The 25,547-nt window shown below is 67.8% G+C and carries 28 protein-coding genes; 18 read left to right on the plus strand and 10 right to left on the minus strand.

The genetic code is table 11. The features are described from left to right. Positions 1-162: 162 nt before the first annotated feature. Positions 163-762, minus strand: coding sequence for a TetR family transcriptional regulator (locus tag RMCB_RS09365; protein ID WP_062828571.1), 600 nt, complete (start codon positions 760-762; stop codon positions 163-165). Between the two features lie 93 nt (positions 763-855). Between RMCB_RS09365 and bioB the strand changes: the two genes are divergently transcribed. The 3 genes from bioB to RMCB_RS09380 are packed head-to-tail and all read left to right on the plus strand — an operon-like array spanning position 856 to position 2,863. Then, on the plus strand, positions 856-1,848 hold the full coding sequence (bioB, locus tag RMCB_RS09370) for a biotin synthase BioB (protein WP_201028261.1): 993 nt from the start codon (positions 856-858) through the stop codon (positions 1,846-1,848). A gap of 11 nt (positions 1,849-1,859) precedes the next feature. Continuing rightward, complete coding sequence (gene bsaP, locus RMCB_RS09375; protein WP_170064258.1) at positions 1,860-2,108, plus strand: biotin synthase auxiliary protein BsaP; 249 nt, start codon at positions 1,860-1,862, stop codon at positions 2,106-2,108. Next, positions 2,105-2,863, plus strand: coding sequence for a DUF2567 domain-containing protein (locus RMCB_RS09380; protein ID WP_234792057.1), 759 nt, complete (start codon positions 2,105-2,107; stop codon positions 2,861-2,863). Before bsaP ends, RMCB_RS09380 begins: the two co-directional genes overlap by 4 nt. Before the next feature lie 6 nt (positions 2,864-2,869). On the opposite strand, the gene RMCB_RS09385 is transcribed toward RMCB_RS09380, so the two are convergent. Beyond that, positions 2,870-4,201 carry a lipase family protein gene (locus tag RMCB_RS09385; RefSeq protein ID WP_062828574.1) on the minus strand — a complete coding sequence of 444 codons (1,332 nt, stop codon included), beginning with the start codon at positions 4,199-4,201 and terminating at the stop codon, positions 2,870-2,872. Positions 4,202-4,243: 42 nt separating this feature from the next. Further along, on the minus strand, positions 4,244-4,936 hold the full coding sequence (locus RMCB_RS09390) for an NUDIX hydrolase (RefSeq protein ID WP_062828575.1): 693 nt from the start codon (positions 4,934-4,936) through the stop codon (positions 4,244-4,246). Between the two features lie 47 nt (positions 4,937-4,983). Between RMCB_RS09390 and nadA the strand changes: the two genes are divergently transcribed. Genes nadA through nadC form a run of 3 tightly spaced genes read left to right on the plus strand, consistent with a single transcriptional unit; the run spans position 4,984 to position 8,494 of the window. Continuing rightward, entirely contained in the window at positions 4,984-6,039 is a 1,056-nt protein-coding gene (gene nadA, locus RMCB_RS09395; protein ID WP_036422586.1) for a quinolinate synthase NadA, read from the plus strand. Beyond that, positions 6,036-7,637: an L-aspartate oxidase gene (locus tag RMCB_RS09400; RefSeq protein ID WP_062828576.1), complete on the plus strand. Its 1,602-nt coding sequence runs from the start codon at positions 6,036-6,038 to the stop codon at positions 7,635-7,637. Before nadA ends, RMCB_RS09400 begins: the two co-directional genes overlap by 4 nt. After that, a complete protein-coding gene (gene nadC, locus RMCB_RS09405; protein ID WP_029367148.1) occupies positions 7,637-8,494 on the plus strand; it encodes a carboxylating nicotinate-nucleotide diphosphorylase in 858 nt (285 codons plus the stop codon). Before RMCB_RS09400 ends, nadC begins: the two co-directional genes overlap by 1 nt. Before the next feature lie 24 nt (positions 8,495-8,518). On the opposite strand, the gene RMCB_RS09410 is transcribed toward nadC, so the two are convergent. Both RMCB_RS09410 and RMCB_RS09415 read right to left on the minus strand, forming a co-directional pair. Continuing rightward, positions 8,519-9,154 (minus strand): LysE family transporter, encoded by a 636-nt coding sequence (locus RMCB_RS09410; RefSeq protein ID WP_062828577.1) that lies wholly within the window; start codon positions 9,152-9,154, stop codon positions 8,519-8,521. A 21-nt stretch (positions 9,155-9,175) separates the two neighbouring features. Further along, on the minus strand, positions 9,176-9,586 hold the full coding sequence (locus tag RMCB_RS09415; RefSeq protein ID WP_072278439.1) for a nitroreductase family deazaflavin-dependent oxidoreductase: 411 nt from the start codon (positions 9,584-9,586) through the stop codon (positions 9,176-9,178). A 90-nt stretch (positions 9,587-9,676) separates the two neighbouring features. On the opposite strand from RMCB_RS09415, the gene hisD reads away from it, so the two are divergent. From hisD to hisI, 8 genes are read left to right on the plus strand one after another with little or no spacing between them, the layout of a single operon-like run. Next, positions 9,677-11,005: a histidinol dehydrogenase gene (hisD, locus tag RMCB_RS09420; RefSeq protein ID WP_062828579.1), complete on the plus strand. Its 1,329-nt coding sequence runs from the start codon at positions 9,677-9,679 to the stop codon at positions 11,003-11,005. Next, a complete protein-coding gene (locus RMCB_RS09425; RefSeq protein ID WP_062828580.1) occupies positions 11,002-12,126 on the plus strand; it encodes a histidinol-phosphate transaminase in 1,125 nt (374 codons plus the stop codon). Before hisD ends, RMCB_RS09425 begins: the two co-directional genes overlap by 4 nt. Further along, positions 12,123-12,731, plus strand: coding sequence for an imidazoleglycerol-phosphate dehydratase HisB (gene hisB / locus RMCB_RS09430; RefSeq protein ID WP_062828581.1), 609 nt, complete (start codon positions 12,123-12,125; stop codon positions 12,729-12,731). The genes RMCB_RS09425 and hisB overlap by 4 nt, the downstream gene beginning before the upstream one ends. After that, positions 12,728-13,345, plus strand: a complete 618-nt coding sequence (hisH, locus tag RMCB_RS09435) for an imidazole glycerol phosphate synthase subunit HisH (protein ID WP_062828582.1) — start codon at positions 12,728-12,730, stop codon at positions 13,343-13,345. Before hisB ends, hisH begins: the two co-directional genes overlap by 4 nt. Further along, the gene (priA, locus tag RMCB_RS09440; RefSeq protein WP_062828583.1) at positions 13,342-14,094 is read left to right on the plus strand and encodes a bifunctional 1-(5-phosphoribosyl)-5-((5-phosphoribosylamino)methylideneamino)imidazole-4-carboxamide isomerase/phosphoribosylanthranilate isomerase PriA; all 753 of its coding nucleotides are present in this window, start codon (positions 13,342-13,344) and stop codon (positions 14,092-14,094) included. The genes hisH and priA overlap by 4 nt, the downstream gene beginning before the upstream one ends. Before the next feature lie 4 nt (positions 14,095-14,098). Further along, complete coding sequence (locus tag RMCB_RS09445; RefSeq protein WP_029367140.1) at positions 14,099-14,911, plus strand: inositol monophosphatase family protein; 813 nt, start codon at positions 14,099-14,101, stop codon at positions 14,909-14,911. After that, positions 14,908-15,687: an imidazole glycerol phosphate synthase subunit HisF gene (gene hisF, locus RMCB_RS09450; protein WP_062828584.1), complete on the plus strand. Its 780-nt coding sequence runs from the start codon at positions 14,908-14,910 to the stop codon at positions 15,685-15,687. Before RMCB_RS09445 ends, hisF begins: the two co-directional genes overlap by 4 nt. A gap of 28 nt (positions 15,688-15,715) precedes the next feature. Further along, a complete protein-coding gene (gene hisI, locus RMCB_RS09455) occupies positions 15,716-16,066 on the plus strand; it encodes a phosphoribosyl-AMP cyclohydrolase (protein WP_029367138.1) in 351 nt (116 codons plus the stop codon). A gap of 5 nt (positions 16,067-16,071) precedes the next feature. Here hisI and RMCB_RS36475 read toward each other — a convergent pair whose 3' ends face one another. After that, positions 16,072-17,265 carry a hypothetical protein gene (locus tag RMCB_RS36475; RefSeq protein WP_234792058.1) on the minus strand — a complete coding sequence of 398 codons (1,194 nt, stop codon included), beginning with the start codon at positions 17,263-17,265 and terminating at the stop codon, positions 16,072-16,074. Between the two features lie 143 nt (positions 17,266-17,408). Beyond that, a complete protein-coding gene (locus tag RMCB_RS09465) occupies positions 17,409-18,137 on the minus strand; it encodes an ABC transporter permease (RefSeq protein WP_062828585.1) in 729 nt (242 codons plus the stop codon). Between the two features lie 334 nt (positions 18,138-18,471). Here RMCB_RS09465 and RMCB_RS09470 point away from each other — a divergent pair, with 334 nt between their 5' ends. The 3 genes from RMCB_RS09470 to RMCB_RS09480 all read left to right on the plus strand — a co-directional run bounded on the left by RMCB_RS09470 (position 18,472) and on the right by RMCB_RS09480 (position 21,763). Beyond that, on the plus strand, positions 18,472-19,071 hold the full coding sequence (locus RMCB_RS09470; RefSeq protein WP_131805506.1) for an Rv1733c family protein: 600 nt from the start codon (positions 18,472-18,474) through the stop codon (positions 19,069-19,071). A 72-nt stretch (positions 19,072-19,143) separates the two neighbouring features. Beyond that, a complete protein-coding gene (locus RMCB_RS09475) occupies positions 19,144-20,781 on the plus strand; it encodes an N-6 DNA methylase (RefSeq protein WP_062828586.1) in 1,638 nt (545 codons plus the stop codon). Continuing rightward, entirely contained in the window at positions 20,771-21,763 is a 993-nt protein-coding gene (locus tag RMCB_RS09480) for a hypothetical protein (protein WP_062828587.1), read from the plus strand. The genes RMCB_RS09475 and RMCB_RS09480 overlap by 11 nt, the downstream gene beginning before the upstream one ends. Here RMCB_RS09480 and RMCB_RS09485 read toward each other — a convergent pair. Together RMCB_RS09485 and RMCB_RS09490 are read right to left on the minus strand one after the other, a co-directional pair. Beyond that, a complete protein-coding gene (locus RMCB_RS09485; RefSeq protein WP_062828588.1) occupies positions 21,760-22,557 on the minus strand; it encodes an ABC transporter ATP-binding protein in 798 nt (265 codons plus the stop codon). The two genes, RMCB_RS09480 and RMCB_RS09485, sit on opposite strands and share 4 nt — an antisense overlap. Then, positions 22,557-23,225, minus strand: a complete 669-nt coding sequence (locus tag RMCB_RS09490) for a FadR/GntR family transcriptional regulator (protein WP_062828589.1) — start codon at positions 23,223-23,225, stop codon at positions 22,557-22,559. The genes RMCB_RS09485 and RMCB_RS09490 overlap by 1 nt, the downstream gene beginning before the upstream one ends. A gap of 162 nt (positions 23,226-23,387) precedes the next feature. Between RMCB_RS09490 and RMCB_RS09495 the strand changes: the two genes are divergently transcribed. Continuing rightward, positions 23,388-25,079, plus strand: a complete 1,692-nt coding sequence (locus RMCB_RS09495; protein WP_062828590.1) for a 2-isopropylmalate synthase — start codon at positions 23,388-23,390, stop codon at positions 25,077-25,079. On the opposite strand, the gene RMCB_RS09500 is transcribed toward RMCB_RS09495, so the two are convergent. Then, positions 25,066-25,530 (minus strand): peroxiredoxin, encoded by a 465-nt coding sequence (locus RMCB_RS09500; RefSeq protein ID WP_062828591.1) that lies wholly within the window; start codon positions 25,528-25,530, stop codon positions 25,066-25,068. The genes RMCB_RS09495 and RMCB_RS09500 overlap by 14 nt on opposite strands. Between the last annotated feature and the right edge of the window lie 17 nt (positions 25,531-25,547).

Here is a 25,547-nt window from a genome sequence, read left to right on the forward strand (position 1 = left end):
CTCAACACCAGACCCCGACCCACCCTCGACTACAACACCCCAGCCCAACGCTTAGCCGCCCTGCTCAACCAAGCTGCATAGAACCGCGTTGCATTAACTACTTGACTTTGAGGCCGAAAATTCGCAGACGATTCACGATCGTGACGGCGGGACCACTTGGCGCTACCGTGCCGAACTCGCGTCGACGTCGGCACCCCCATGGACGGCGAGGCCGTCGACCAGCAACTGCAACCCGAAGCCGAATTCGCGGCCGGTGTCGGTCATCAACACCGACTGTTCGTCGCTGAGCGCGCCCGCGGCGTCCCACTGCAACCGCGACTGTTCATCGACGGTGAATCCGAGGACGTAGTACATCACGGTGCGGGCCGCGGGTTCAGCGTCCTGGGCGGCCACGCCGGCATCGCGGGCGGCATCCGCCAGCTCGGCGACGATGGCGGCGGCGCGAGCCGATTGCCCGGCCGCGAAGCTGGACGACACCAGCTCGGCGCCATCGGTGTGCGACAGCAGGGCGTCGCGCAGGGCCGCACAGATTCCGTGGATCCTGTCACGCCATCCGAATCGACCCGCGTCGGTGCCGGTCGGCTGCAGAATGCGATCCGCCACGGCTCCCAGCAGCTCCTGCTTGTTGGCGAAATGCCAGTACAGCGCGCCCGGGCTCACGTTGAGCTCACGGGCCAGTCGCCGCATCGTCAGGTCCGCGATGCCGTAGCTGTCGAGGATGGCCGTCGCCGCATCCACCACGTCGGGTTTGTGGAGTTGCACGCCGCTACCCTAACCTGAACGGTGTTCAATGGTCGGCGCCGCCGACGTGTAAGCCGATGATCCGCAGGAGGAACCACCGTGACGCAGGCTGCCGTGGACGTGTTGAGTGTGGCCCGGGAGCAGGTCCTGGAGCGTGGCGTGGGCCTCGATCAGGACCAGACGCTGCAGGTGCTGCAGCTGCCCGACGAGCATCTCGAGGACCTCCTCGCGCTGGCGCACGAAGTCCGGATGAAGTGGTGCGGTCCCGACGTCGAGGTCGAGGGCATCATCAGCCTCAAGACCGGTGGCTGCCCCGAGGATTGCCACTTCTGCTCGCAGTCGGGGCTTTTCGCGTCTCCCGTGCGCAGCGCCTGGCTGGACATCCCGAGCCTGGTGGAAGCCGCCAAGCAGACCGCGAAGACCGGCGCGACCGAGTTCTGCATCGTCGCCGCCGTACGCGGCCCCGACGAGCGGTTGCTGGCCCAGGTGGCTGCCGGCATCGAGGCAATCCGCAACGAGGTCGACATCCAGATCGCGTGCTCGCTGGGCATGTTGTCCGAGGACCAGGTGCAGCGGCTCTCGGACATGGGCGTGCACCGCTACAACCACAACCTGGAGACTGCGCGCTCGTTCTTCACCAACGTCGTCACCACCCACACCTGGGAAGAGCGCTGGGACACCCTGCGCATGGTCCGTGAGGCCGGTATGGAGGTGTGTTGCGGTGGCATCCTCGGCATGGGGGAGACGCTCGAGCAGCGCGCCGAGTTCGCGGCGAACCTGGCCGAACTCGATCCGCACGAGGTGCCACTGAACTTCCTGAACCCGCGCCCGGGGACGCCGTTCGGCGATCTGGAGGTGCTGCCTGCCTCCGAGGCGCTCAAGGCCGTGGCCGCGTTCCGGCTGGCGCTGCCCCGCACCATGCTGCGCTTCGCCGGTGGCCGCGAGATCACTCTGGGTGACCTGGGCGCCAAGAAGGGCATCCTGGGCGGCATCAACGCCGTCATCGTCGGCAACTACCTGACCACGCTGGGCCGCCCGGCCGAAGCGGACCTGGAACTGCTCGACGATCTGCAGATGCCCATCAAGGCGCTCAACGCCAGCCTGTAGAACTGTTGGTGATGATTAGCGAGATGCCGGCGCTGCCCGCGCCCGTCAGCGCCGGTGTGTACAACGTCTATACCGGCGTCGAGGTCAATGCAGCGGCCGGGTCTGCGGTCCCGACGGCCGCACAGCTGGGCCTCGAGCCACCACGCTTCTGTGCGGAGTGCGGGCGCCGGATGATCGTGCAGGTGCGCCCGGACGGGTGGTGGGCCAAGTGTTCGAGGCATGGGGTGGTGGACTCCAAAGACCTGGAGACCCAGCGATGAGCCTCTCGGGCGAAGAGCCAAAAGCCCCGATGAGCCTCTCGGGCGAAGAGCCAAAAGCCCCGATGAGCCTCTCGGGCGAAGAGCCAAATGCCCCGGGCGAGGCTCCCGTGCACGCTGCCGACAGTGTTCCCAATACTGTTGGCGCCCCGCGTATTTCACGGCAGCGCGCGGCGGTGACCGTCGTGGTCGCCATGGCGTTGGTCGGCGCTGTCGTCGGTGCGCTGTGGGCCTGGTTGGCGCCGTCGATCCATGGGGTGGTCGCGCTCACCCGCAGTGGTGAGCGGATCCATGCCTACCTCGGCAGCGAGTCCGACAATTTCTTCACGTCCGCATTCATGTTCGTCGGCTTCCTGGTGGTGGCGTCAGTAGTTGCTGCGGTACTGGTGTGGCAGTGGCGCGAGCACCGTGGCCCGGTGCTTGCGGGAGCGCTGGTCGTCGGCTGCGGTGTGTCAGCGGCCGCGGCTGCAGGTGTCGGTGTCGCCCTGGCGCATCTGCGCTACGGAACTGTCGACCTGCTGGGGGCCCCGATCAGCCCCGAACATCGCGTCCACTACGTCGTGGAGGCTCCTTCGGCGTTCTTCGGGCACGGGCCGTTGCAAATCGCCACCACGATCCTGTTCCCGGCGGCGGTCGCAGCGCTGGTCTACGCGTTGATGGCGGTTTCCGCCGCTCGCGACGACCTGGGCGCCTGGCCGCCCGAAGAGACGCCGGTGTACCCGGTGTTGCCTGCGACGGTGGCTCAGCCCGGCGTCTGAGCCGGCTCAGAGCGGCCGGCGCCGCACCGTCCGGCCGGTGACCATCTTGAACCCGATGCCTGCGAGCCGCGCCATTCCCATGTAGGTCATGGGGTTGAGCAGCGTGGGCCATTTCGTCCGGACGATGTGGGCTGTGAGCGGGCGGTCGGCGAACCGGTCGCCCAGCCAGCGCAGTGCCATGGGAGCTGACATGGGATGCAGCAGGAGGTGGTCGCAGAACATGTCCCGGTGGTAGGTGACGTCGGCGCCACCGGTGATGTAGGTGTCGGCCAGGGCGTCGATATCGTCGACCGAGATGATCTCGTCGTGGACGGCCTGCACGATGAGCACCGGCGGGCGTGGCGCGGCGGTCCCGAGCTTGATGTCGTCGAACACCTCGCTGACCTCCGGCATGGCGAGGATCTCCTCCAGTGGCATGTCCACCAGATCTTCCATGTCGGTGCCGATGAGCCGCAGCACGGCTTCCACCGTGGTCATCCGGTGCAGCCGGTCGAGCAGCTTGCGGCCTTCCCGGGTGGCGTGTTCGGCGATGACGCGGTTGAGGCCGGGATAGATGTCGGCGAGTGCGGCGACGACGAGGGCTGGCAGTCCGGAGAACAAGGTGCCGTTGAGCCGCCGGAACGTGTGCCCAAGATCACCGACGGGCGAGCCGAGGACCGCGCCGACGACATTGAGCTCGGGAGCGTAGGACTCACACATCTCGGCGGCCCACCCGGTGGCCAGTCCGCCACCGGAGTAGCCCCACAGACCGATCGGTGTCTCCGGCGAGAAGTTGAGCTGCTCGGATTCGAGCGCAGCCCGCAGCCCGTCGAGGATGCGATAGCCGGGCTCGTACGGGGCGCCCCACATCCCTTCGACGCCCTCGTGGTCGGGGATCGACACCGCCCACCCCTGGGCCACCGCCGCAGCGATCAGCAGGAGCTCGAGTTGGGCCAGGGATCCTGTGGCCTTGGCGTGGCGGCGCAGTGCGTAGGAGGGGAAGCAGCGTCCGGTGATGGCGTCGATGGCGCACTGATAGGACACCAGGGGGCAGTCCGGCGCGGCGTCTGGCGGGACGATCACGGTGGTGACCGCAGCTTCCGGGAGGCCGGTGCGGCTCGTCGAGCGGTAGAGCAGCTGGGTGGCGTGCAGCCGCTGCGGGATCACGCCCAGGAAGGACAGCTCCACGTCCCGGCTGCGCAGCACGGTGCCTGGGGTCGCGTGCTGGAATCCGGCAGGCGGCTCGTAGAACGGATCGTCGGCCGGCAACTGAGGCCGGGCAGTGCGGTCGAGTTCTTCGTGCGGTATGCGGCCGATCCACTCCGCGTCGGCCAAGTTGGCGGCACTGCCCAAGTCCATCCGGGCATTCTTACTTAAGAAGGGTCTAAGAATCCAGTCGACTCACCCGGGCGGGCGCAGCGCGGCGAATTCGTCGGTCACGCGGTAACGCGCTTCGGTGAAGCGGTACAGGGCGGCCGGGCGGCCTCCGCTGCGGCCCGATCGCGCGGTGGTGCCGGTGCGGGTGATGACGTTGCGCCGTTCGAGCACGCGTTGCAGGTTGGTCGTGTCGACCTGGTAGCCGAGCGTCGCGCTGTAGACGTCGCGCAACGACGAGAGAACGAATTCCGTTGGCGCCAAAGCAAACCCGATGTTCGTGTAGGACATCTTGGCGACCAGCCGGGTGCGCGCGTGTTCGACCATCGGGGCGTGGTCGAAGGCCATCGGCGGCAGGTCGTTGACCGGATGCCAGCGGGTGTCGGGTGGCAACTCGGGGGTCGCGGGGGAGGGCACCAGCCCCAAGAACGTCGAAGCGATGGTGCGGGGCCCGGGAACGCGGTCGGGCGCGGAGAATACGGCCAGTTGTTCGAGGTGGGCGAGTTGTTGGACGTCCACCTTCTCGGCGAGTTGGCGCCGGATCGAACTGATCAGATCCTCGTCATCGCGCAACCGGCCACCGGGCAGGGACCACTTGCCACGCTCGGGTTCCAGTGCACGCTGCCATAACAGCACGTTAAGCACGGGTTGCCGGGAATCGAGGCCGCGAACCTGGAACACGACGGCGAGAACTTCATGCGCGGTGCTAATATGTGGCATGTTTTCGATTATAAGTCGAAAACCTGACACGGATTGAGGAGGCCGTCGTGACGGTGCTCAATGGCACGACCGCGGGGGATGTTGCAGGCCGGCTGGCGGACCAGATTCTGGCCGGGCCCGACGGCTATTCCGGCGTGGTCGGCGACGCGCAGTGGGCCGCCGAGATCCGCCGACTCGTCGACCAACGCGGCGCGACGCTGCTGGCGCACAACTACCAGCTGCCCGAGATCCAGGACGTCGCCGACCACGTCGGCGACTCGTTGGCGCTCTCACGCATCGCCGCCGACGCGCCCGAGGACACCATCGTGTTCTGCGGCGTGCATTTCATGGCGGAGACGGCCAAGATCCTCAGCCCCGACAAGACGGTGCTGATCCCCGATCAACGTGCCGGCTGCTCGCTGGCCGATTCCATCACCGTCGAGGAACTGCGCGCGTGGAAGGACGAGTATCCCGACGCCGTCGTCGTGTCGTATGTCAACACGACCGCCGCGGTGAAGGCGCTCACCGACATCTGCTGCACGTCGGCGAACGCCGTCGACGTCGTGGCTTCCATCCCCGCCGACCGTGAAGTGCTGTTCTGCCCCGACCAGTTCCTCGGAGCACACGTCCGGCGGGTCACCGGACGTACCAACATGCACATCTGGGCCGGTGAATGCCACGTGCACGCCGGCATCAACGGCGACGAGCTGGCCGGCCAGGCGCGCTCGCACCCGGATGCCGAGCTGTTCGTGCATCCCGAATGTGGTTGCGCGACTTCGGCTTTGTACCTGGCCGGCGAGGGTGCGGTACCCGAGGAGCGGGTGAAGATCCTGTCCACCGGCGGCATGCTCGACGCGGCCCGCGAGACCCGCGCCAGCCAAGTGCTGGTGGCCACCGAGATCGGCATGCTGCACCAACTGCGCCGGGCCGCACCGGAAGTCGACTTCCTCGCGGTCAACGACCGGGCCTCGTGCCGATACATGAAGATGATCACGCCCGCCGCCCTGCTGCGGTGCTTGATCGACGGGGCCGACGAGGTGCACGTCGACCCCGAAACCGCCCGGCTGGGCCGCGCCAGTGTGCAACGGATGATTGCCATCGGCCAGCCCGGCGGCGGCGAGTGAGCGGGTTGTCGGCCCGCACCGCAGGCGGCTCCTTCGCCTGCGGTGCGTCGACGCTGTGGCAACAGCGCGCCGACGTCGTCGTGATCGGTACCGGCGTGGGCGGGCTGGTGGCGGCGCTCGCCGCGCACCGCCAGGGCCGGCGGGTGATCGTGCTCAGCAAGACCGGCGAAACAGCGACCGCGTACGCCCAGGGCGGCATAGCGGTCGTGTTGCCCGGCAACGACGACTCGGTCGACGCGCACGTCGCCGACACCGTCGCCGCGGGTGGCGGGTTGTGCGATCCCGACGCGGTCCGCTCGATCGTCGCCGACGGCTACCGTGCCGTCGCCGACCTGGTCGGTGCCGGTGCGCGGTTCGACGAAACTGCTCCGGGCCGGTGGGCCCTGACCCGCGAAGGTGGACACACCCGGCACCGGATCATCCATGCCGGCGGTGACGCCACGGGCGCCGAAGTGCAACGCGCGCTTGACCACGCCGCGGCCAAGCTGGACATCAGGCGCAATCACGTGGCGCTGCAGATCCTGCACGACGGTTCGGCCGTGACGGGTGTACTGGTGAACAACGACGACGGCGTGGGCATCCTGCACGCACCGTCGGTGATCCTGGCCACCGGTGGCCTCGGGCATTTGTATTGCGCCACAACCAATCCCGAGGGCTCGACAGGTGACGGCATCGCCTTGGCGCTATGGGCGGGCGTACCCGTCGCCGACATCGAGTTCATCCAGTTCCACCCGACCATGTTGTTCAACGGTGAGGTCGACGGGCGCCTGCCACTGGTCACCGAGGCGATCCGTGGCGAAGGTGCCGTTCTGGTTGACTCGCAGGGCGTTTCGGTGACCGCCGGAGTGCACCCGATGGGCGACCTGGCGCCGCGCGACGTGGTGGCGGCGGCAATCGACGCCCGACTGACCGCCACCGGTGATCCGTGCGTCTACCTCGACGCCCGGGGCATCGCTGATTTCGGCCGACGGTTCCCCACCGTCGCGGCATCGTGCGCCGCCGCCGGCATCGACCCGACCCGCGAGCCGATCCCGGTGGTGCCCGGCGCGCACTACAGCTGCGGCGGGGTGGTCACCGACGTGTACGGCCGTACCGAATTGCCCGGGCTGTTCGCGGCCGGGGAAGTGGCCCGCACCGGCATGCACGGCGCCAACAGGTTGGCGTCCAACAGCCTGCTCGAGGGCCTCGTGGTGGGGAGCCGGGCCGGGCGTGTCGCGGCCGACCACGCGGCGCAGGCCGGTTCGGTCCGTGCGCAGGCTCCCCGCGAGCGTCGACTCGACATCGTCGACCGCAGCTTGCTGCAACACACGATGTCGGCGCACGCGTCGGTGGTCCGCGACGCCGTCGGGCTGGAACGGCTGCGTGAACTCTTGGCGACCTCTTCCCAGCGAGAAGCCCGCAGCCGCAAGAGCTTTGAAGATGCCGCGCTCACCCTGACGGCACAGGCTGTCGTCGCAGCGGCCCTCGCCCGTACCGAAACCCGGGGCTGCCACCACCGTGACGACTTTCCCGGGACCGACCCCAACCAGGAGCATCCGTTGAGCATTCGGCACAGCACCGGCGGCATCACCGTCGCAACCCCGACGGCGGTCTGCTGATGAGACTCTCAGAATCCGAGCTCGCGGAGGCCCGGGCGACCATCGCGCGGGCGCTCGAGGAAGACCTGCGCTACGGTCCCGACATCACCACCCAGTCGACCGTGCCGGCCTCGGCCATGACCACGGCCTCGCTGGTCAACCGGGAGCCCGGAGTCATCGCCGGCGTCGACATCGCCCTGTTGGTGCTCGACGAGGTGATCGGCTCCGATGGTTACCGGGTGGTCCACCGTGTCGAGGACGGATCGCGCCTGGACGCGAAGTCCCAAGTGCTGACCGTGGAAGCGCCGACCCGGCAGCTGCTGACCGCCGAGCGCACGCTGCTCAACCTGGTGTGCCATCTGTCGGGTATCGCCACGGCGACCGCCGCCTGGGTCGACGCCGTCGCAGGCACCGACGCCAAGATCCGCGACACCCGCAAGACGCTGCCCGGGCTGCGTGCCCTGCAGAAATACGCGGTCCGCGTCGGCGGGGGAGTCAACCACCGCATGGGATTGGGTGACGCCGCGCTGATCAAGGACAACCATGTGGCGGCGGCCGGCTCGGTGCTGGCGGCGCTGCAGGCGGTGCGCGCCGCCGCCCCCGAACTGCCGTGCGAGGTCGAGGTCGATTCCCTCGAACAGCTCGATGACGTACTTGCCGCCGGGGCGGAACTGGTGCTCCTCGACAATTTCCCGATCTGGCAGACGCAGATCGCGGTGCAACGACGCGATGCCGCGTCGCCGGCGACCAAGCTCGAATCCTCCGGTGGCCTGACGCTGGCCACCGCTGCCGAGTACGCCGGCACCGGGGTCGACTACCTCGCGGTAGGCGCGCTCACCCACTCGGTGCGGGTCCTCGACATCGGACTCGATATCTGAGCGCCTGAGGCGACAGCGGTCCGATCAGGCGACCACACCGCGCCGCACGAGTGACAGCACCACCGCGGCGGTCGCGAACAGCCCGGAGAACACCCGGTTGAGCGCTGTCTGCTGGCGCGGTGTGTGCAGCCAGCGCAACAGCCGCGCCGCGCCGCCCGTATAGAGGCTCATGACGACCACGTCGACGCACACCATCGTCACGCCGATCGCCAGGTACTGCGGCAGTAGCGCCGCAGTCGGCACGACGAACTGCGGTAACACCGCGACCAGGAACACCAGCCCCTTCGGGTTGGTGGTGTTCACCAGGAACCCGCGCGCGACCAACGCGAGCCTGCCGCGGTCGGCTGCGGTACCCAACCGCTCGCGCAGGTCCTGTGACGCACTGCGCCATTGATGTACGGCCAGATAGATCAGATACGCGACGCCGATCCACTTCACGATCTGGAAGGCCAGGATCGAGCTGGCAATGGCGGCGCCCAAACCCACCGCTACCAGCACCAGTTGCGCCAGCAGCCCCAACTGCAAACCCAGCACACTCCAGGAGCCGCGGCGCAGGCCGTGTGTGAGGCCCGTGGCCATCGACTGGATCGCGCCGGCGCCCGGGGACACACTGATCGCGATCGACGCGCCGAGAAACGCCAGCCAGATCTGCCAAGTCATGCAAGCAGTCTGGCAGCGACGTCAAACGATATCGGCGACGAACACCCCGGTCCGCCGGGCCGCGATGCGTGCGATTCGAGGCAGCGACGGGTCATCGGTACCTGCGGGCAGCACCCGCGGGTTGGTGATGTGGACGTCACCGCGGAACAGGTGGACGTCCGCTTCGCCCGCCGCCAACACGTTCTTGACCCAGTTGGTCTTGCCGTGGGCGAGCAGCACCGCGAGGGTGTTGCCCTTGCGGTAGCTGGTGACGATGGTTTCGTAGGGCGTGCCCGACGTGCGGCCACGATGCTTGATCACGGTGAAGCCAGGCAGACGCTTCGACAGCGGCTTCATCGCCGGGTTGATGTACTTGATCTGAAATCGTTCCAGTGCGGGCGGAATGAGCATCGGTACGCCGGGGGCGTTGTTGGGGTGATCCTTCGTGGAGATCTCGACTCCATTCGCCGGTTTGCGACCACCCTACGACGCTTACCTGCCCGGATTTTTATTCAACTGGACTGATCAGGGACAATCGAAGAGATGGCCGAGTTTCAGATGTCCCGTATCGACCTGCGCAACCGCAAGATGAGTGCCGCGCAACTGCGCGCTGCCCTGCCGCGCGGTGGCGTCGACGTCGACGCAGTCGTCCCCAAGGTCCGTCCGATCGTCGACGCGATCGCCGAGCGGGGTGCGGTGGCCGCCCTGGAGTACGGCGAGTCCTTCGACGGTGTCCGGCCCGCGGCGGTGCGCGTCCCGGCCGCGGCGCTGGCGCAGTCGCTCGACGAGTTGTCCCCGGACGTGCGGGCGGCGCTGCAGGTGTCCATCGACCGCGCCCGCGCCGTGCACGCCGATCAGCGCCGCACCAATACCACCACGACGCTGGCGCCCGGGGCCACCGTCACCGAGCGGTGGGTCCCGGTCGAGCGGGTCGGCCTCTACGTGCCGGGCGGCAATGCGGTCTATCCCTCCAGCGTGGTGATGAACGTCGTGCCTGCGCAGACCGCCGGAGTGGACTCCTTGGTGATCGCGAGCCCTCCGCAGGCGCAGTTCGGCGGGCTCCCGCATCCGACCATCCTGGCCGCCGCAGCATTGCTGGGCGTGGAGGAGGTGTGGGCGGTCGGCGGGGCTCAGGCCGTCGCGCTGCTCGCCTACGGTGGCACCGACACCGATGGAGCCGAGCTGGCTCCCGTCGACATGATCACGGGGCCGGGGAACATCTACGTGACCGCCGCCAAGCGGATCTGCCGTTCGCAGGTCGGTATCGACGCCGAAGCCGGTCCGACGGAGATCGCGATCCTGGCCGACCACACCGCCGATCCGGTGCACGTGGCCGCCGATTTGATCAGCCAGGCCGAGCACGACGAGATGGCCGCGAGTGTGCTGGTCACCGACAGTGTGGCGCTGGCAGATGCCACCGATCGCGAACTGGCCAACCAGCTCGCCACCACGGTGCATGTCGAGCGGGTGACCGCTGCGCTGACCGGCCAGCAGTCGGCCATCGTGCTCGTCGACGACGTCGCGGCCGGTATCCGGACGGTCAATGCCTACGCCGCCGAACACCTCGAGATCCAGACCGTCGGCGCCGCCGGGGTCGCCGACCGGATCCGGTCGGCCGGGGCGATTTTCGTCGGCGCCTGGTCGCCGGTGAGCCTGGGCGACTACTGCGCGGGGTCCAACCACGTGCTGCCCACCGCCGGCTGTGCACGGCACTCCAGCGGGCTGTCGGTGCAGACCTTCCTGCGCGGCATCCACGTGGTGGAGTACGACGAGGCAGCGCTCAAAGATGTGTCCGGCCATGTGATCACGCTGTCGAAGGCGGAAGATCTGCCCGCCCACGGTGAGGCGGTACGACGGAGGTTCGAACGGTGACCGACGTGACCTTGGCGGATCTGCCGCTGCGGGACAACCTTCGGGGCAAGTCGCCTTACGGTGCACCGCAGTTGCAGGTTCCGGTGCGGCTCAACACCAACGAGAACCCGCACCCGCCCACCCAGGCGCTCATCGACGATGTCGCAGCGTCGGTGCGCGATGCCGCGGCCGAGCTGCACCGGTACCCCGACCGTGATGCGGTGGCGCTGCGCGCTGATCTGGCGGCCTATCTGACATCGGCCACCGGAGTGCCTCTCGCCACCGAAAACCTTTGGGCGGCCAATGGTTCCAATGAGATCCTGCAGCAACTGCTGCAGGCTTTTGGGGGCCCGGGCCGGCGGGCGATCGGTTTCGTGCCGTCGTATTCGATGCACCCGATCATCTCCGACGGCACCCAGACGGAGTGGCTGCAAGCCTCCCGTGCGGACGATTTCAGCCTCGATGTCGAGGCAGCCATCGCCGCCATCAAAGACCGCCGGCCGGACATCGTGTTCGTGACGAGTCCGAACAACCCCTCGGGACAGAGCGTTCCGCTGGAGGATCTGCGGCGCCTGCTGGACGCGATGACCGGCGGCGTGCTGATCCTCGACGAGGCCTACGGCGAGTTCTCGTCGCAGCCCAGTGCCGTCGCGCTGTTGGCCGAATATCCCGCGAAACTCGTTGTCAGCCGGACGATGAGCAAGGCGTTCGCGTTCGCCGGCGGCCGATTGGGATACCTGGCGGCCGCGCCCGCGGTGATCGACGCACTGCTGTTGGTGCGGTTGCCGTATCACCTGTCGGTGCTGACCCAGGCCGCCGCCCGGGCCGCGCTGCGGCACGCCGACGACACTCTCGGCAGTGTGGCAACCCTTGCCGCCGAACGGGACCGGGTGTGCGCCGAGCTGACCCGCCTGGGCTACCGCGTGATTCCCAGCGATGCGAACTTCGTGTTGTTCGGATTCTTCGCCGATGCGCCCGCGACCTGGCAGCGCTACCTCGACGCGGGCGTGCTGATCCGCGACGTCGGCATCCCCGGGTACCTGCGCACCACCGTCGGCCTGGCCGCTGAGAACGACGCGTTCCTGGCCGCCAGTGCGGACCTCGTCAAGACAGAACTCAACAGCACGGTAGGAGCATCGTGACTCGTCGCGCGAAAGTCGAACGTAAGACCCGCGAATCCGAGATCGTCGTCGAGATCGACCTCGACGGCTCCGGTGTGGTCGACATCGACACCGGGGTGCCGTTTTTCGACCACATGCTCACCTCGCTGGGCACCCACGCCAGCTTCGACCTGACCGTTCAGGCCAAGGGCGACATCGAGATCGAAGGCCACCACACCGTCGAGGACACCGCGATCGTGCTCGGTCAGGCCCTCGGGCAGGCACTGGGGGACAAGACCGGCATCCGGCGATTCGGTGATGCGTTCATCCCGATGGACGAGACGCTGACGCATGCTGCGGTGGATGTGTCGGGCCGTCCGTATTTCGTGCATACCGGCGAGCCGGACTACATGGTCGAATTCACCATCGCCGGGTCCAGCACGCCGTATCACACGGTGATCAACCGGCACGTGTTCGAGTCGCTGGCGTTCAACGCGCGCATCGCCCTGCATGTGCGGACAATCTACGGTCGCGATCCGCACCACATCACCGAGGCCCAGTACAAGGCCGTCGCCCGGGCGTTGCGCCAGGCCGTCGAGTACGACCCGCGTGTCACCGGGGTGCCCTCCACGAAGGGCACTTTGTGACGAAGAAACTCGTTGTCCTCGACTACGGCTCCGGGAATCTGCGCTCGGCACAACGGGCCCTGCAGCGCGTCGGTGCCGATGTCGAGGTGACCTCCGACCCGGGCGCCGCCGCGGCCGCCGACGGTCTGGTGGTACCAGGTGTCGGTGCTTACGAGGCGTGCATGAACGGTCTGCGGGCGATCGGCGGGGAGAAGATCATCGCCGACCGGCTGCAGCAGGGCCGCCCGGTGCTCGGCGTCTGCGTCGGCATGCAGATCTTGTTCGCCCGCGGCGTGGAGTTCGGCGCGGAGACCGTCGGCTGCGGTCAGTGGCCCGGAGCCGTCACCCGGCTGGATGCCCCGGTGATCCCGCACATGGGCTGGAACGTCGTCGAGGCCGCCGCCGGAAGTAGGCTGTTCCGCGGGTTGGACCCCGACACGCGGTTCTATTTCGTGCACTCCTATGCCGCACAGGAATGGTCGGGCAATGCCGACGCGCTGGTCACCTGGGCGACGCACCATGTCCGGTTCATCGCGGCGGTCGAGGACGGGCCGTTGGCGGCCACGCAATTTCATCCGGAGAAGAGCGGCGATGCCGGTGCCACGCTGCTCGCGAATTGGGTTGAGGGACTGTGAGTTTGATTCTTTTGCCGGCCGTCGACGTGGTCGAGGGTAAGGCCGTCCGGCTGGTTCAGGGCAAGGCAGGCAGCGAGACCGACTACGGCTCGGCGCTCGAAGCCGCGATGGCCTGGCAGCGTGACGGTGCGCAGTGGATCCACCTGGTTGATCTCGATGCGGCCTTCGGCCGGGGGAGCAACCGCGAGCTGCTGGCCGAGGTCGTCGGCAAGCTCGACGTCGACGTCGAACTCTCGGGCGGTATCCGCGACGACGAATCGCTGAAGGCCGCGCTGGCCACGGGCTGTGCGCGCGTCAACATCGGCACCGCGGCGCTGGAGAACCCGAAGTGGTGTGCGGCAGCCATCGCCGAATATGGCGACAAGGTGGCTGTGGGTCTGGATGTACTCCTTGAAAAAGGACACGAGGGGGCCGATGGGCCCTACCGGCTGCGCGGCCGCGGCTGGGAAACCGACGGCGGCGATCTGTGGGAGGTGCTGGAACGCCTTGAGCGCGAAGGCTGTTCGCGGTATGTGGTCACCGACGTCACCAAGGACGGCACCCTGACCGGGCCAAACCTGGAGCTGCTCGGCGCGGTCGCCGAACGCAGTGGGGTACCCGTCATCGCCTCCGGTGGCGTGTCCAGCTTGGCGGACCTCGAGGCCATCGCCACCCTGACCGAGCGCGGTGTCGAAGGGGCGATCGTCGGGAAAGCGCTCTACGCCGGCCGATTCACGCTGCCCGAAGCCCTTGCTGCGGTCAGCGGCTGAGCGGATGGATCCCAACCGGTTGGCCGCGCTGCTCGGCACCGCGGCCGAGATTCTCGACGAGGCGTCGGCCCCGTTCATCGCCGGGCACCGGGCCGATTCGGCGGTTCGCAAGCAGGGCAACGACTTCGCCACCGAGGTCGACCTCGCCATCGAGCGGCAGGTGGTCAGGGCTCTCACCGAGGGAACCGGGATCGGCGTGCACGGCGAGGAGTTCGGCGGTGAGCCGATCGATTCCGAACTGGTGTGGGTGCTCGATCCGATCGACGGCACCTTCAACTACGCGGCGGGTTCGCCGATGGCCGGCATCCTGCTGGGCCTGCTGGCGAAGGGCGAACCGGTCGCCGGCCTGACCTGGCTGCCATTCATGGGGCAGCGCTACACCGCGCTTGTCAGCGGGCCGCTCTACAACAACGGTGAAGCGCTTCCCCCGCTGGGTTCGCCGACACTGGCCGACTCCATCGTCGGGATCCAGACGTTCAACATCGATTCCCGCGGCCGGTTCCCCGGCCGGTACCGCGCACAGGTGCTGGCGAACCTGAGCCGGGAGTGCTCCAGGGTGCGGATGCACGGCGCCACCGGCGTCGACCTGGCGTACGTGGCGGCCGGAGTCCTCGGTGCCGCCATCAGTTTCGGGCACCACATCTGGGATCACGCGGCCGGGGTGGCCCTGGTCCGGGCTGCCGGCGGTATCGTGACCGACCTGGCCGGCGAGCCGTGGACAGTCGAGTCCAAGTCGGCGCTGGCCGCCGCACCCGGTGTGCACCGACGCATGCTGGAGATCGTGAAAGCCGCGGGCAGCCCGGAGGATTACCTGTGACCAGTGACGTTGCGACGCGGGTGATTCCGTGTCTGGATGTCGACGACGGCCGTGTCGTCAAGGGGGTCAACTTCGAAAACCTCCGTGACGCCGGGGATCCCGTCGAACTGGCAGCGGCCTACGACGCCGAGGGCGCCGATGAGCTGACCTTCCTGGACGTGACCGCGTCGTCGTCGGGCCGCTCGACCATGCTGGAGGTGGTCAAGCGCACCGCCGAGCAGGTGTTCATCCCACTGACGGTCGGCGGCGGGGTGCGCTCCGTCGAAGACGTCGACGTCCTGCTGCGCGCCGGCGCCGACAAGGTCTCGGTGAACACCGCCGCGATCGCCCGCCCCGAACTGCTCGCCGAGCTGGCCCGCCAGTTCGGCTCCCAGTGCATCGTGCTCAGTGTCGATGCCCGCACCGTGCCGCCCGGCGCCGCACCCACGCCGTCGGGCTGGGAGGTCACCACCCACGGCGGGCGGCGCGGCACCGGCATCGACGCCATCGAATGGGCCGTTCGCGGTGCCGAACTCGGGGTCGGGGAGATCCTGCTGAATTCGATGGATCGCGACGGCACCAAGGCCGGTTTCGATCTGGCCATGTTGCGCGCGGTGCGCGCGGCCGTCAGCGTGCCGGTGATCGCCAGCGGCGGGGCCGGTGCGGTGGAACATTTCCCGCCCGCGGTTGTTGCAGGTGCTGATGCCGTCTTGGCCGCCAGCGTGTTCCACTTCCGGGAACTGACCATCGCCGAGGTCAAGTCGGCGATGGCGGCGGAAGGAATCATTGTCCGATGAGCGCTTGCGCGAAGAGCAGAGTGCCCCGATGAGCGCACTCGCTGCAGATATCGCCGCGCGGCTCAAGCGCAACGCCGACGGCTTGTTCACCGCCGTGGTGCAGGAGCGTGGTACCGGCGACGTGCTGATGGTCGCCTGGATGGATGACGACGCGCTGGCCCGCACGCTGGAAACCCGTGAGGCGACATACTTTTCGCGGTCCCGCGGCGAGCAGTGGATCAAGGGCGCTACGTCCGGTCACACCCAGCACGTGCATTCGGTGAGGCTGGACTGCGACGGTGACACGGTGTTGCTGGAGGTCGACCAGGTCGGCGGAGCCTGCCACACCGGCGATCACAGCTGCTTCGACGCCGACCTGCTGCTGCCGCCCGAAGGCTAGCCCGCTCAAGGCATCGTCGTAGGTTGCTCGGTCGCGCCGCGAGGAGTCGACGATTGCCAGGGCGAATTCTGCGTAAGTCCGGCGAGTTCGTGTGCGTGCTGCAGGACCGCGAGGCGGGCCAGCATCCGTTGGCGTAACGATTCGTCGTCGGCGACTCCGGAAGCGACGAGGGCTCGTTCCAGCTTCGCGGCGCGTGACCAGGGGTACCTGTGTGGGCGGCTCAGCGTTGCGGCGCGGTATGCCTTGCGATCTCGGGTGCGTTGGGCGGCGTCGCGGCCGTCATCGCCGAGGCCGAGGCGGCCGAGGAAGCGCTCGCGCAGTTCGCGGCCGATACGTGCCGCGACGCCTGCGTCTTGGTGGTGGGTGCGCAGTTCGAGGCCAAGGCCGAGGTGCAGCATGACGGTGCCCAGCACCGGCCCGAGCAGGATACGGCCAAGGGCTTCGCCAGGGCTCGACATGGCCCACGCCATGTAGGCCATGGCCGCGCACATCGACCACACGACCGTCCGGAACGACCCGGGATGTCCAGTGCGGTGGACGTTGACGGCCATACCCGCGCCGCACACGAACAGGGCGAGCTCGGCCACGGCGAACATGATCCAGCGTTCGGCGTTGGCGGTCGGGATGTGCAGTACGAGATCGAAGAATCGCCAGGATGTGTTCAGCGACACGGTCATCGAGACCGCGGCGACGGCGTAGCACGCGAATGCGACCCAGGGAGTTCGTTGCTCGAGCGGTGCATGGCCGGTGTCGCGGCTGGGGGTGCGCGCCGACGGGTCGATATTCGGGTGGTGATCGAATGCGGAGTCAGCGGCGGGAGCGTTTCGTTGAACGGCGAACGCGATTGGGGTGGGCTCGGTGCCGTTGCCGACGCGTGCTGCCGAGACGTCGGAGCCGTGGGCGTCGCGGTACGCCTTTACCTCAGGTGCCACCTTGCGTAATGCGACGGTGTGGCCATAGTGACTCAGCCAGGCGACGACCTCGGCTGGTTGCGGGCCTCCGAGTACATCCACGGCGTAGCGGATCCTGGTGACCTCATTTTTGGCTTGAGCCAGTACTTTTCGGTGCTCTTCGGACGTGTTCGCGATGGCCGGCACCTCGCGCTCGCGGTCGGGTGCGGCGCTGTTGCCGGCGGCTTCGTCGCGGGTGTCGCGATCCTGATACGTGGCCTGCTCATCTAGAGCGGTCGGTGCGGTCACCGCTGATCCTCTGTGCTCGAAGGTTATCGGTCCCGCAGCATCGCACGACGGGCCGACAAGCCGACCTGCGTGACGCTGGCCGGTTCCCCTTCGCGAGCACTGCGGCGGCCAGTCATGGCCCCACACAGCACAGGCCGGCAGCCTCAGACCGCGAGGACGGGTGAGCGGCCCAGGATGCGCACCAACAGAGTGGTCGCGACGGTCTGAGCGGTGATCAGGCACACCAGCACCACGACCTGAAACCGACCGGCCTCCAACGGCGGAGCGCCCGCCATCAGGGCACCGACGAACGCACCGGGCAGTGTGACGAGCCCCGTCGTCCTGGTCTGGTCGAGGACCGGGCGCACGGCATCTCCTGCCGCAGCCCGGCCGATGTGTACCACCGACTGGCTCGGTGTCGCGCCGATGGCCAGCCAGCCTTCGATCTCGGCTCGCGACTTCACCGACATCCGCTGAAAATTGCGGCCTGCCAACGTGGTGGCGGTCATCGTCGAACCGATGACGATGCCGCCGAGGGCGACCACAAACCGGCTCTCCAGCGCCAGCATGTGCAGCCCGAACGCCAGGCCGATGGTCAGCGCGCTCGCCGCCACCGTCGACAGCACCACCGCGAGGGGGCCGCCGTGCAGATCCCGGAGCCTGCGGGCCGCTGTCCACGCCGCCACACTGACCATGACCACCAGTGCGAGAGCCACGAGCGGGGGGTGCGTGAGGACCCCGCGCAGCGCGAGGCTGATCAGCGCCAACTGCCCGAGCGCCCGGATGACCGCCCACCAGGGCGCGGCCGCGTGCTCGATCTTGGCCCACCACATCACCGCGGAGGTGATGGCGAGCAGGACCGCGGCGCCAAGCACCAAGGTGGCATACGGCATAGGAGCATCTCATCACTGTGACGGGCGCCACGGGGGCGACGCCGGTGGATTCGGGAGGGTCGGAACCGCCGTCATCGACGCTGTCCGATAGCACCGCCAATTGAGCGAATTACGGCGTTCGAGCCGCCTCACGTATGCAAGGCGCAATAGTGATCGGCGCCACTCTCCGCTAACTCCACATCGCGAATTCGTCGGACTGAAGTTCTGCCCGTAACGACACCTAACCTGTGATTTTCGTCGCCCTGGTGATTGGCGACTGGCAAAGTGGTCAGCGCTAGTGACACCATCGAAATGTGTTGGTAATAGTTTCGAAAAATGAGCTTGGATTGGTGTGATGTATAGCACGTTGTCGCGCACCCTCGGCCGTAGGTGGGTGTTCCGTGGGCTGGCTCGTAACCCCTTGGCCCGGATGACCGATCGCGTCGAAGCGATGACGGTTCTGGGTGTTCTTCTCACTGCTCTTCTCATCGTCCCGACGGCTGTTCAGTCGGGCGCCGACGCATATTCGGCTGAGGTGCGTGCGATCACCGAGCAGACTCGGTCACTGCACTCGACCAACGCCGAGGTTCTCCGCGGCACCGTTCAGGGTGCGCAGCGTTTCTCCACCGGTCTGCCTGTGCTGGTCCAGTGGCGCGAGGGTTCGCAGACCCGCACCGGGCGCACAACGTTCTCGACGCCGACCTCGACCGGCCAGCAAGTGGTGATCTGGCTTGATCAAAAGGGCAATGTGGTCGACGCCCCCAGACGTAAGGCCGACGCCCAGTTGACTGCCTTTGTGCGGTCGGTCGGTGTGTGGGTCGGCGCGGTGGCGTTGAGCGTGCTGATCGCCTTTCTCGTCCGTCGGTGGCTCGACCGGGTGCGTGCGAACGCGTGGGAGCGCGAGTTGCAGCTGCTGGCGCACAATGACGACGGCTGGGCCAACCGGCGCATCTGACCGGCCCCGAAGGACAAGCCGCCCGGCGTTGCGGTGCGTGGGCTTGTCGGTGGCTTCGATAACAATGACGGGGTGACCGACAGCGCAGCCTATTCCGACGGCGATTCCGCCGCGGCGCGCAAGGCGCGTGGCGCCTTCTTCACGCCCGTCGAGATCACTCGGTATCTCACCCGGTGGGCTGTTCGCAGTGCCGAAGACCGGGTGTTCGAGCCGTCGGCGGGGGACGCGGCGTTTCTGCTCGCCGCCACCGAGCGGCTGCAGCGTCTCGGCGCCGCGGCACCACGGGTCGACGGTGTCGAGATCCACGCCGCCAGTGCGGCCGCCGCGCGGCGCCGGGTTGCCGAGGCCGGTGGCACGGCACACATCCGCACCGCCGACTTCTTCGACGTCTCCCCGCGGCCGGAATACACGGCTGTGATCGGCAATCCGCCCTACATCCGCTACCAGGATTTTCGTGGGCAGGTGCGGGCGCAGTCGCGGCGCGCGGCGCTGCAGGCCGGCGTGGCACTCTCCGGGTTGGCGTCCAGTTGGGCGGCCTTCACCGTGCATTCCGCGCTCTTCCTGCGGCCCGGCGGCCGGATGGCGCTGGTGCTGCCCGCGGAGCTACTGAGCGTGAACTATGCGGCCGCGGTGCGCAAGTTCCTGTTCGACCGGTTCGCCCACGTCGAGCTGGTCATGTTCGACGAGCAGGTGTTTCCCGAGGCCGAAGCCGACATCGTGCTGCTGTTGGCCGACGGGTTCGATCAGGGACCGTCCGGCCACGCCGTCATCCATCGTGCCCACAACGCCAAATCCCTGACTTCTGAACTGGTACAGCGCAATTGGTCGCCGCGCGACCCCGCCGACAAGTGGGTCAGCGGGCTGATCGGCAATGGCCCCGTCGACGCGCTGCACGCGTTGCACACCGCGGGTCGCTTCGCTCACCTGGAGCTGTGGGGGGACACCACGCTGGGCATGGTGACCGGCAACAACGGCTTCTTCGCGTTGTCTCCGGAACGGGTGCGCGAATTGGGACTGCGCCGCACCGATCTGCTGCCGTTGTCCCCGCCCGGCAGCGCCCACCTGCGCGGGCTCACGCTCAGCGCCGATCAGTTGGCGCAGCTGGGGGAGCAGGGCAAGTCCACGCAGTTGTTCCGGCCGGCAGGGCGGTTGTCGGCGGCCGCTCAGCGCTACCTTGACGCCGGTCACGCTGCCGGGGTGCATCTGGCGTACAAGTGCCGGGTGCGCAACCCGTGGTACGTGGTGCCCGTGGTTGCGCCCGCGGACTTGCTGTTGACGTGCATGAACGCCGACACCCCACGGTTGGTGACCAACCGGGTCAAGGCGCATCACCTCAACTCGGTGCACGGTGTGTATCTGCGCGACGGGCTGGCCACCCTCGGGCGCGACCTGCTGCCGTTGGCGGCCCTGAATTCGGTGACGCTGCTGCACGCCGAGATGACCGGCCGGTCTTATGGCGGCGGCATACTGAAAATCGAACCGCGCGAAGCGGATCGGTGGTTGATGCCGGCGCCCGAGCTCATCGTCGAAAGGACAGCGCAACTGCGTGCGGTGCGGCGACGGGCCGGGGCCTTGCTGCGCAACGGTCAGTTGCTCGACGCGGTGCATCTGGTCGACGACGCACTCGGATTGTCGGATCTGGAATCCATTCGCACAGCGCGGCATTCATTGGCCACGCGGCGGGCGGTAAGGTCTCGGCGTGCCCGCTGAACCGTCGACGAAAGCCACTGCCTGGGCCATCTTCGACCGGATCGTCGCCGATGCCGCGTCGGGCGGCGAGCACACCAACCCGTGGGTGCGCTGCGGCGAGGAGCTGACGTACAGACCCGACTTCCGGGTGCTGCGCAAGCTTCTGGGTGTGCCGCTGTACCTCGACGCCCCGTCGACCACCGGCGTTCCGGCGCTGGCGCTCGACGTGTGGTTGGCCTATGAGCTGCGGCGGGCCGGATTCGACTCCGACGCGGTGTGGCCACGGGCCGCCGAACCACGGATCATGCCCAGCGCCATCGCCAACCTGCTCGAGGCGCTGCCGCTCAAGGAACGCCAGCTCATCGAGCATCGGTTACGGCGGGCCATGAAGGGCGTCGCCGGCTCCAGCGCCAGCATCCTCGGCAAGCACTACATGAAGCAGGTCGACGTGCTGATGTCGGACTGGGACACCGGGCCGGAACTTCTCATCAGCACCAAGCGGATGGACTCCAGCTTCGGCAAGAACGCCGCCAACCGGGTCGAGGAAAGCTACGGCGACGCCAAGAATCTGCGGCTGCGCCACCCAATGGCTGCCCTGGGCTTCGTCTACGGCCTGCGCTCGACAATCCTGACCAGTGAGCCCGACAAGGCCGAGTGGCTGATCGACCTGCTCGGCAAACTCGGCACCGAGGACGACGCCTACCACGCCGTCGCACTGGTGATGATCGACTACGACGTGGCGGCGCCGGTCGAGGACGACGAGGTCGACAGCCTCGAAAAGGCCCAGCCCGACGCACTTTTCGAGATTGTCGACGTCGAAACCGCCGCGGTGGACGAGGCGCTGGCAGCACTTCCCGACATTGCGATCCGCCACGACACAGTGCCTCCGCAGCTGCAGCCCGCCAGGTTCCTCGCGACCATGGTCACCCGGGTTCTGGACACCACCCCGGTGAACCGGCATCGCGAAGCCCGTCGGCGCCGCCGGGAGGCGCCCGCGGGTTAGCGGATTCGGGGCCCGGCCTTGGCTCGTGCGGTCCAGCGGCCGTCGTGGAACCCGACCTCGACCGGATGCGCGAACGCCGTCGTGACGTGATCGGTGGTCACCGTCTCCCGCGCCGGCCCGCTCGCGACGGTGCGCCCGTGCGCGATCAGCAAGGCATGCGTGGTCGACGTCGGCAGTTCCTCAAGGTGGTGCGTCACCAGGATCGACGCCATGTCCGGATGTGAATCATCCAGGGTGTCAAGGGTTTCCAGCAACTGCTCGCGGGCTGCGACGTCCAGACCCGTGGTCGGCTCGTCGAGCAACAGCAGTTGAGGATCGGAGATCAGCGCGCGGGCGATCAGCGTGCGGCCCCGCTCGCCCTGCGACAGCGTCGGCCATGTCGCGTCGACGCGCGCGGCCAGCCCCACGGTATCGATGAGTTCTTCGGCGCGGGCTATCTGTTCGGCACTGGGCGTCCAGCGGGCCGCGGTGTCGATGGTGGCGGTGATCCCCGTGAGCACGACGTCGCGCACGGTCAGTGGATACTGCAGTCGGTGCCGGGGATTGACGTGGCCGATGGACCGCCGCAGCACCGCAAGATCGGTCCGCCCCATCTGCCCGCCCAGCACACGCACCGTGCCGGTGGTCGGAAAGGTCACGGCCGCACAGAATCCCAGCAGCGTGCTCTTGCCCGCGCCATTGGGCCCCAGCAGCGCCCAGTGCTCCCCGGCCTGCACGGTCAGCGAGATGCCGTCGATGATCTGCTTGCCGTCGCGGCGGAATGTGACGTCGCTGATCTCCAAAACCGGTGTCATCAAAAGGATTCCTTCAGTGCGCTGAGGTGGGTTCGGCTGGAGGCCGCAGCCGCGTCGGGATCTCGCGCGATGATCGCGTCGGCCAGTTGCTGGTGCAAGTCGTGGTCGCAGGGGTCGGACGCGATGGGGCGGATCTTGAGCATGTCGATCATCGCCAACCGCAACCGCGGCAGGAACGCGTCGAACAACTGGGTCAGTACGTCGTTGTGCGCGGCGGCGATCACGGCGCGGTGGAACGCCATGTCGGCGTCGACGTGCTCGGGTACCGACTGTCCCGGCACACCGCGGGCCGCGAGGGTCCGCCGAATCGCCCGCACATCTGCCGGGGTGCGCCGGGCTGCCGCCAACGCCGCGCCCTCGGCCTCGATGGCGATGCGGGCTTCGATCACCGAGGCGATGTTTGCGCTGCGCAGCACGGTGTCCCAGTCCTCGGCGGCATCCAACGCCCGGACGAACACGCCGGCGCCCTGGCGGCTTTCCAGCACCCCTTTGCCTGCCAGTTCGCGGATGGCCTCCCGCAGCGTCGAGCGACCGACCCCGAGCTGGGCGGCCAGTGTGGTTTCACCGGGGAGTCGGTGGCCGAGCGGCCACTCGCCGTCTCGGATCCGCGTCAGCAGCAATTGCGCCGTCTGCGCAGCCAAGGGGTGCCGTTGCACCTGCGAAATCATCGCAACCTCTCTACTTGTCTGAGGAGTTGTGTATATTCTAGCCATCATGACGCGTCTGCTTCTCCTTAGCTGCCTCGGCAGGGCCTGACCGACCGGCCCCCTGCCGCGGGGCTGTCGTTGCGCCGGTCGATCCGACACCGACCGAGCAGAAAGCACACCCGCATGAACCAGACCCCAACGTGGAACCGGCAGCAGCCCTCGACGATGCCGTCCCATCGCTACGCATCCGTCTTCGATCGCGTGGATGTTCCACTCACCCAGCGACATTGGCCAGATGCCCGAATCACCGCGGCACCCCTGTGGGTTCCGGTGGACCTGCGTGACGGCAATCAGGCGCTGGCCGAGCCGATGGACCCGGCGCGCAAGCGACGCTTTTTCGAGCTGCTGGTGGCCATGGGCTACAAGGAGATCGAGGTCGGTTACCCGTCGGCATCGCAGACGGACTACGACTTCGTGCGGCTGCTGGCCGAGTCCGACATCGCACCGGCCGATGTCGGAATCGCGGTGTTTACACCGGCCCGCCGCGACCTCATCGAGCGCACCGTGGAGTCGGTGCGAGGCGTCCGCAACGAGGTCGTCATCCATATGTACACGGCCACCGCGCCGGTGTGGCGCGACGTCGTATTGGGCAAGGACCGCTCCGAATTGCGCGAGCTGATCCTGTCGGGGGCCCGCGATGTCCTCGAGTTCGCCGGTGACCTGCCCAATGTCCGCTTCGAGTTCTCGCCCGAGGTGTTCAACCTGACCGAACCGGATTACGTGCTGGAGTTGTGCGAGGCGGTCACCGAACTGTGGCAGGCCCGCCCGGATCGGCCGGTGATCCTGAACCTGCCTGCGACCGTCGAGGTGGCGACCCCGAACGTGTACGCCGACCAGATCGAGTACATGCACCGCAACCTGTCGCGTCGGGACAGCGTCATCCTCTCGGTGCACCCGCACAACGACCGTGGCACGGGTATCGCGTGCGCCGAGCTCGCGGTGCTGGCCGGCGCACAAAGGGTCGAGGGCTGTGTCTTCGGCAACGGCGAACGCACCGGCAACGTCGACATCGCGACCCTGGCGCTGAACCTGCACGCCCAGGGCGTCGACCCGATGATCGATTTCTCCGACATCGACGAGATCGCCCGCACCGTCGCCTACTGCACGCGCATGCCCATCCACGAACGACATCCCTACGTCGGCGATCTGGTGCACACCGCGTTCTCCGGCACCCACCAGGACGCCATCAAGAAGGGCCTGGCCGAACATCGGGACAGGGCCGAGGCCGAAGGCCGATCCGAGCGGGAAATCGATTGGCGCGTACCGTATCTGCCGATCGACCCGGCCGATATCGGACGTACCTACGACGCGGTGATCCGGGTCAACTCACAGTCCGGCAAGGGCGGCATCGCCTACCTGCTGCTCACCGACTACGGCCTGGACCTGCCCCGGCGGCTACAGATCGACTTCGCCCGCCGCGTCCAGGAGCACACCGACACCCACGGTGCGGAGGTCACCGCCGCCGAGCTGTTCGACCTCTTCGACGCCGCGTATCTGCAACCCGGTGGCCCGGTCGAGCTGAAGGACTGGCACACCGGCCGCGATGAGACCACCGAGATCACCCTGGTCGTCGACGGCCAGACCCGAACCAGCACGCACCGAGGGATCGGCCCACTGGATGCGCTGACGGCGGCGCTGAGGGCCGTCGGGCGGGATGTCGAGGTGCTGAGCCTGACGCAGCAATCCATTGGCCGCGAGGCGGTCAGCTACCTGGAGTACCGCTGCGCAGGCACGACCGGCTGGGCCTGCGGTCGCAGCGATTCGGTGCTCGCCGCGTCGATGGCGGCGGTGCTGCGCGCGGTCAACGCGCCCTGAGCACCTCCAGCGCCTTGTCGGCATGGGTGTCCATGCTGACCTCGCTGGCGATCACGTCGAGCACGGTGCGGTCGGTGTCGATGACGAACGTGGTCCGCTTGACCGGCAGCAACTTGCCGAGCAGGCCACGTTTGACACCGAAGTAGCTGGCCACCTTCCCGTCGGCGTCGGACAGCAGCGGATAGTCGAACCGCTGGATGTCGGCGAACTTGGCCTGTTTGGCGACCGGGTCGGTGCTGATACCGACCCGGGACGCACCGACGGCGGCGAACTCGGCGGCCAGGTCACGGAAGTGGCAGGCCTCCTTGGTACAGCCGGGGGTCAACGCCGCAGGATAGAAGAACAGCACAACGGGACCGTCGGCCAGCAAACTCGTCAGACTGCGCACTGTGCCGGTTTGATCAGGAAGTTCGAACTCGGCAACGGTGTCACCCGTCTTAAGAGCTGTCATGGGCGTCCACGCTACGC

It is taken from the genome of Mycolicibacterium brisbanense, assembly GCF_001570425.1.
GTDB lineage: Bacteria > Actinomycetota > Actinomycetes > Mycobacteriales > Mycobacteriaceae > Mycobacterium > Mycobacterium brisbanense.

What these genes read in the sequence shown, in the direction of transcription:
- bsaP (WP_170064258.1), top strand. Translation starts at nt 1,860, where the DNA reads ATGATTAGCGAGATGCCGGCGCTGCCCGCGCCCGTCAGCGCCGGTGTG.
- RMCB_RS09380 (WP_234792057.1), top strand. Translation starts at nt 2,105, where the DNA reads ATGAGCCTCTCGGGCGAAGAGCCAAAAGCCCCGATGAGCCTCTCGGGC.
- RMCB_RS09385 (WP_062828574.1), bottom strand. Translation starts at nt 4,201, where the DNA reads ATGGACTTGGGCAGTGCCGCCAACTTGGCCGACGCGGAGTGGATCGGC.
- RMCB_RS09390 (WP_062828575.1), bottom strand. Translation starts at nt 4,936, where the DNA reads ATGCCACATATTAGCACCGCGCATGAAGTTCTCGCCGTCGTGTTCCAG.
- nadC (WP_029367148.1), top strand. Translation starts at nt 7,637, where the DNA reads ATGAGACTCTCAGAATCCGAGCTCGCGGAGGCCCGGGCGACCATCGCG.
- RMCB_RS09410 (WP_062828577.1), bottom strand. Translation starts at nt 9,154, where the DNA reads ATGACTTGGCAGATCTGGCTGGCGTTTCTCGGCGCGTCGATCGCGATC.
- hisD (WP_062828579.1), top strand. Translation starts at nt 9,677, where the DNA reads ATGGCCGAGTTTCAGATGTCCCGTATCGACCTGCGCAACCGCAAGATG.
- RMCB_RS09445 (WP_029367140.1), top strand. Translation starts at nt 14,099, where the DNA reads ATGGATCCCAACCGGTTGGCCGCGCTGCTCGGCACCGCGGCCGAGATT.
- hisI (WP_029367138.1), top strand. Translation starts at nt 15,716, where the DNA reads ATGAGCGCACTCGCTGCAGATATCGCCGCGCGGCTCAAGCGCAACGCC.
- RMCB_RS09465 (WP_062828585.1), bottom strand. Translation starts at nt 18,137, where the DNA reads ATGCCGTATGCCACCTTGGTGCTTGGCGCCGCGGTCCTGCTCGCCATC.
- RMCB_RS09470 (WP_131805506.1), top strand. Translation starts at nt 18,472, where the DNA reads ATGTATAGCACGTTGTCGCGCACCCTCGGCCGTAGGTGGGTGTTCCGT.
- RMCB_RS09485 (WP_062828588.1), bottom strand. Translation starts at nt 22,557, where the DNA reads ATGACACCGGTTTTGGAGATCAGCGACGTCACATTCCGCCGCGACGGC.
- RMCB_RS09490 (WP_062828589.1), bottom strand. Translation starts at nt 23,225, where the DNA reads ATGATTTCGCAGGTGCAACGGCACCCCTTGGCTGCGCAGACGGCGCAA.
- RMCB_RS09495 (WP_062828590.1), top strand. Translation starts at nt 23,388, where the DNA reads ATGAACCAGACCCCAACGTGGAACCGGCAGCAGCCCTCGACGATGCCG.
- RMCB_RS09500 (WP_062828591.1), bottom strand. Translation starts at nt 25,530, where the DNA reads ATGACAGCTCTTAAGACGGGTGACACCGTTGCCGAGTTCGAACTTCCT.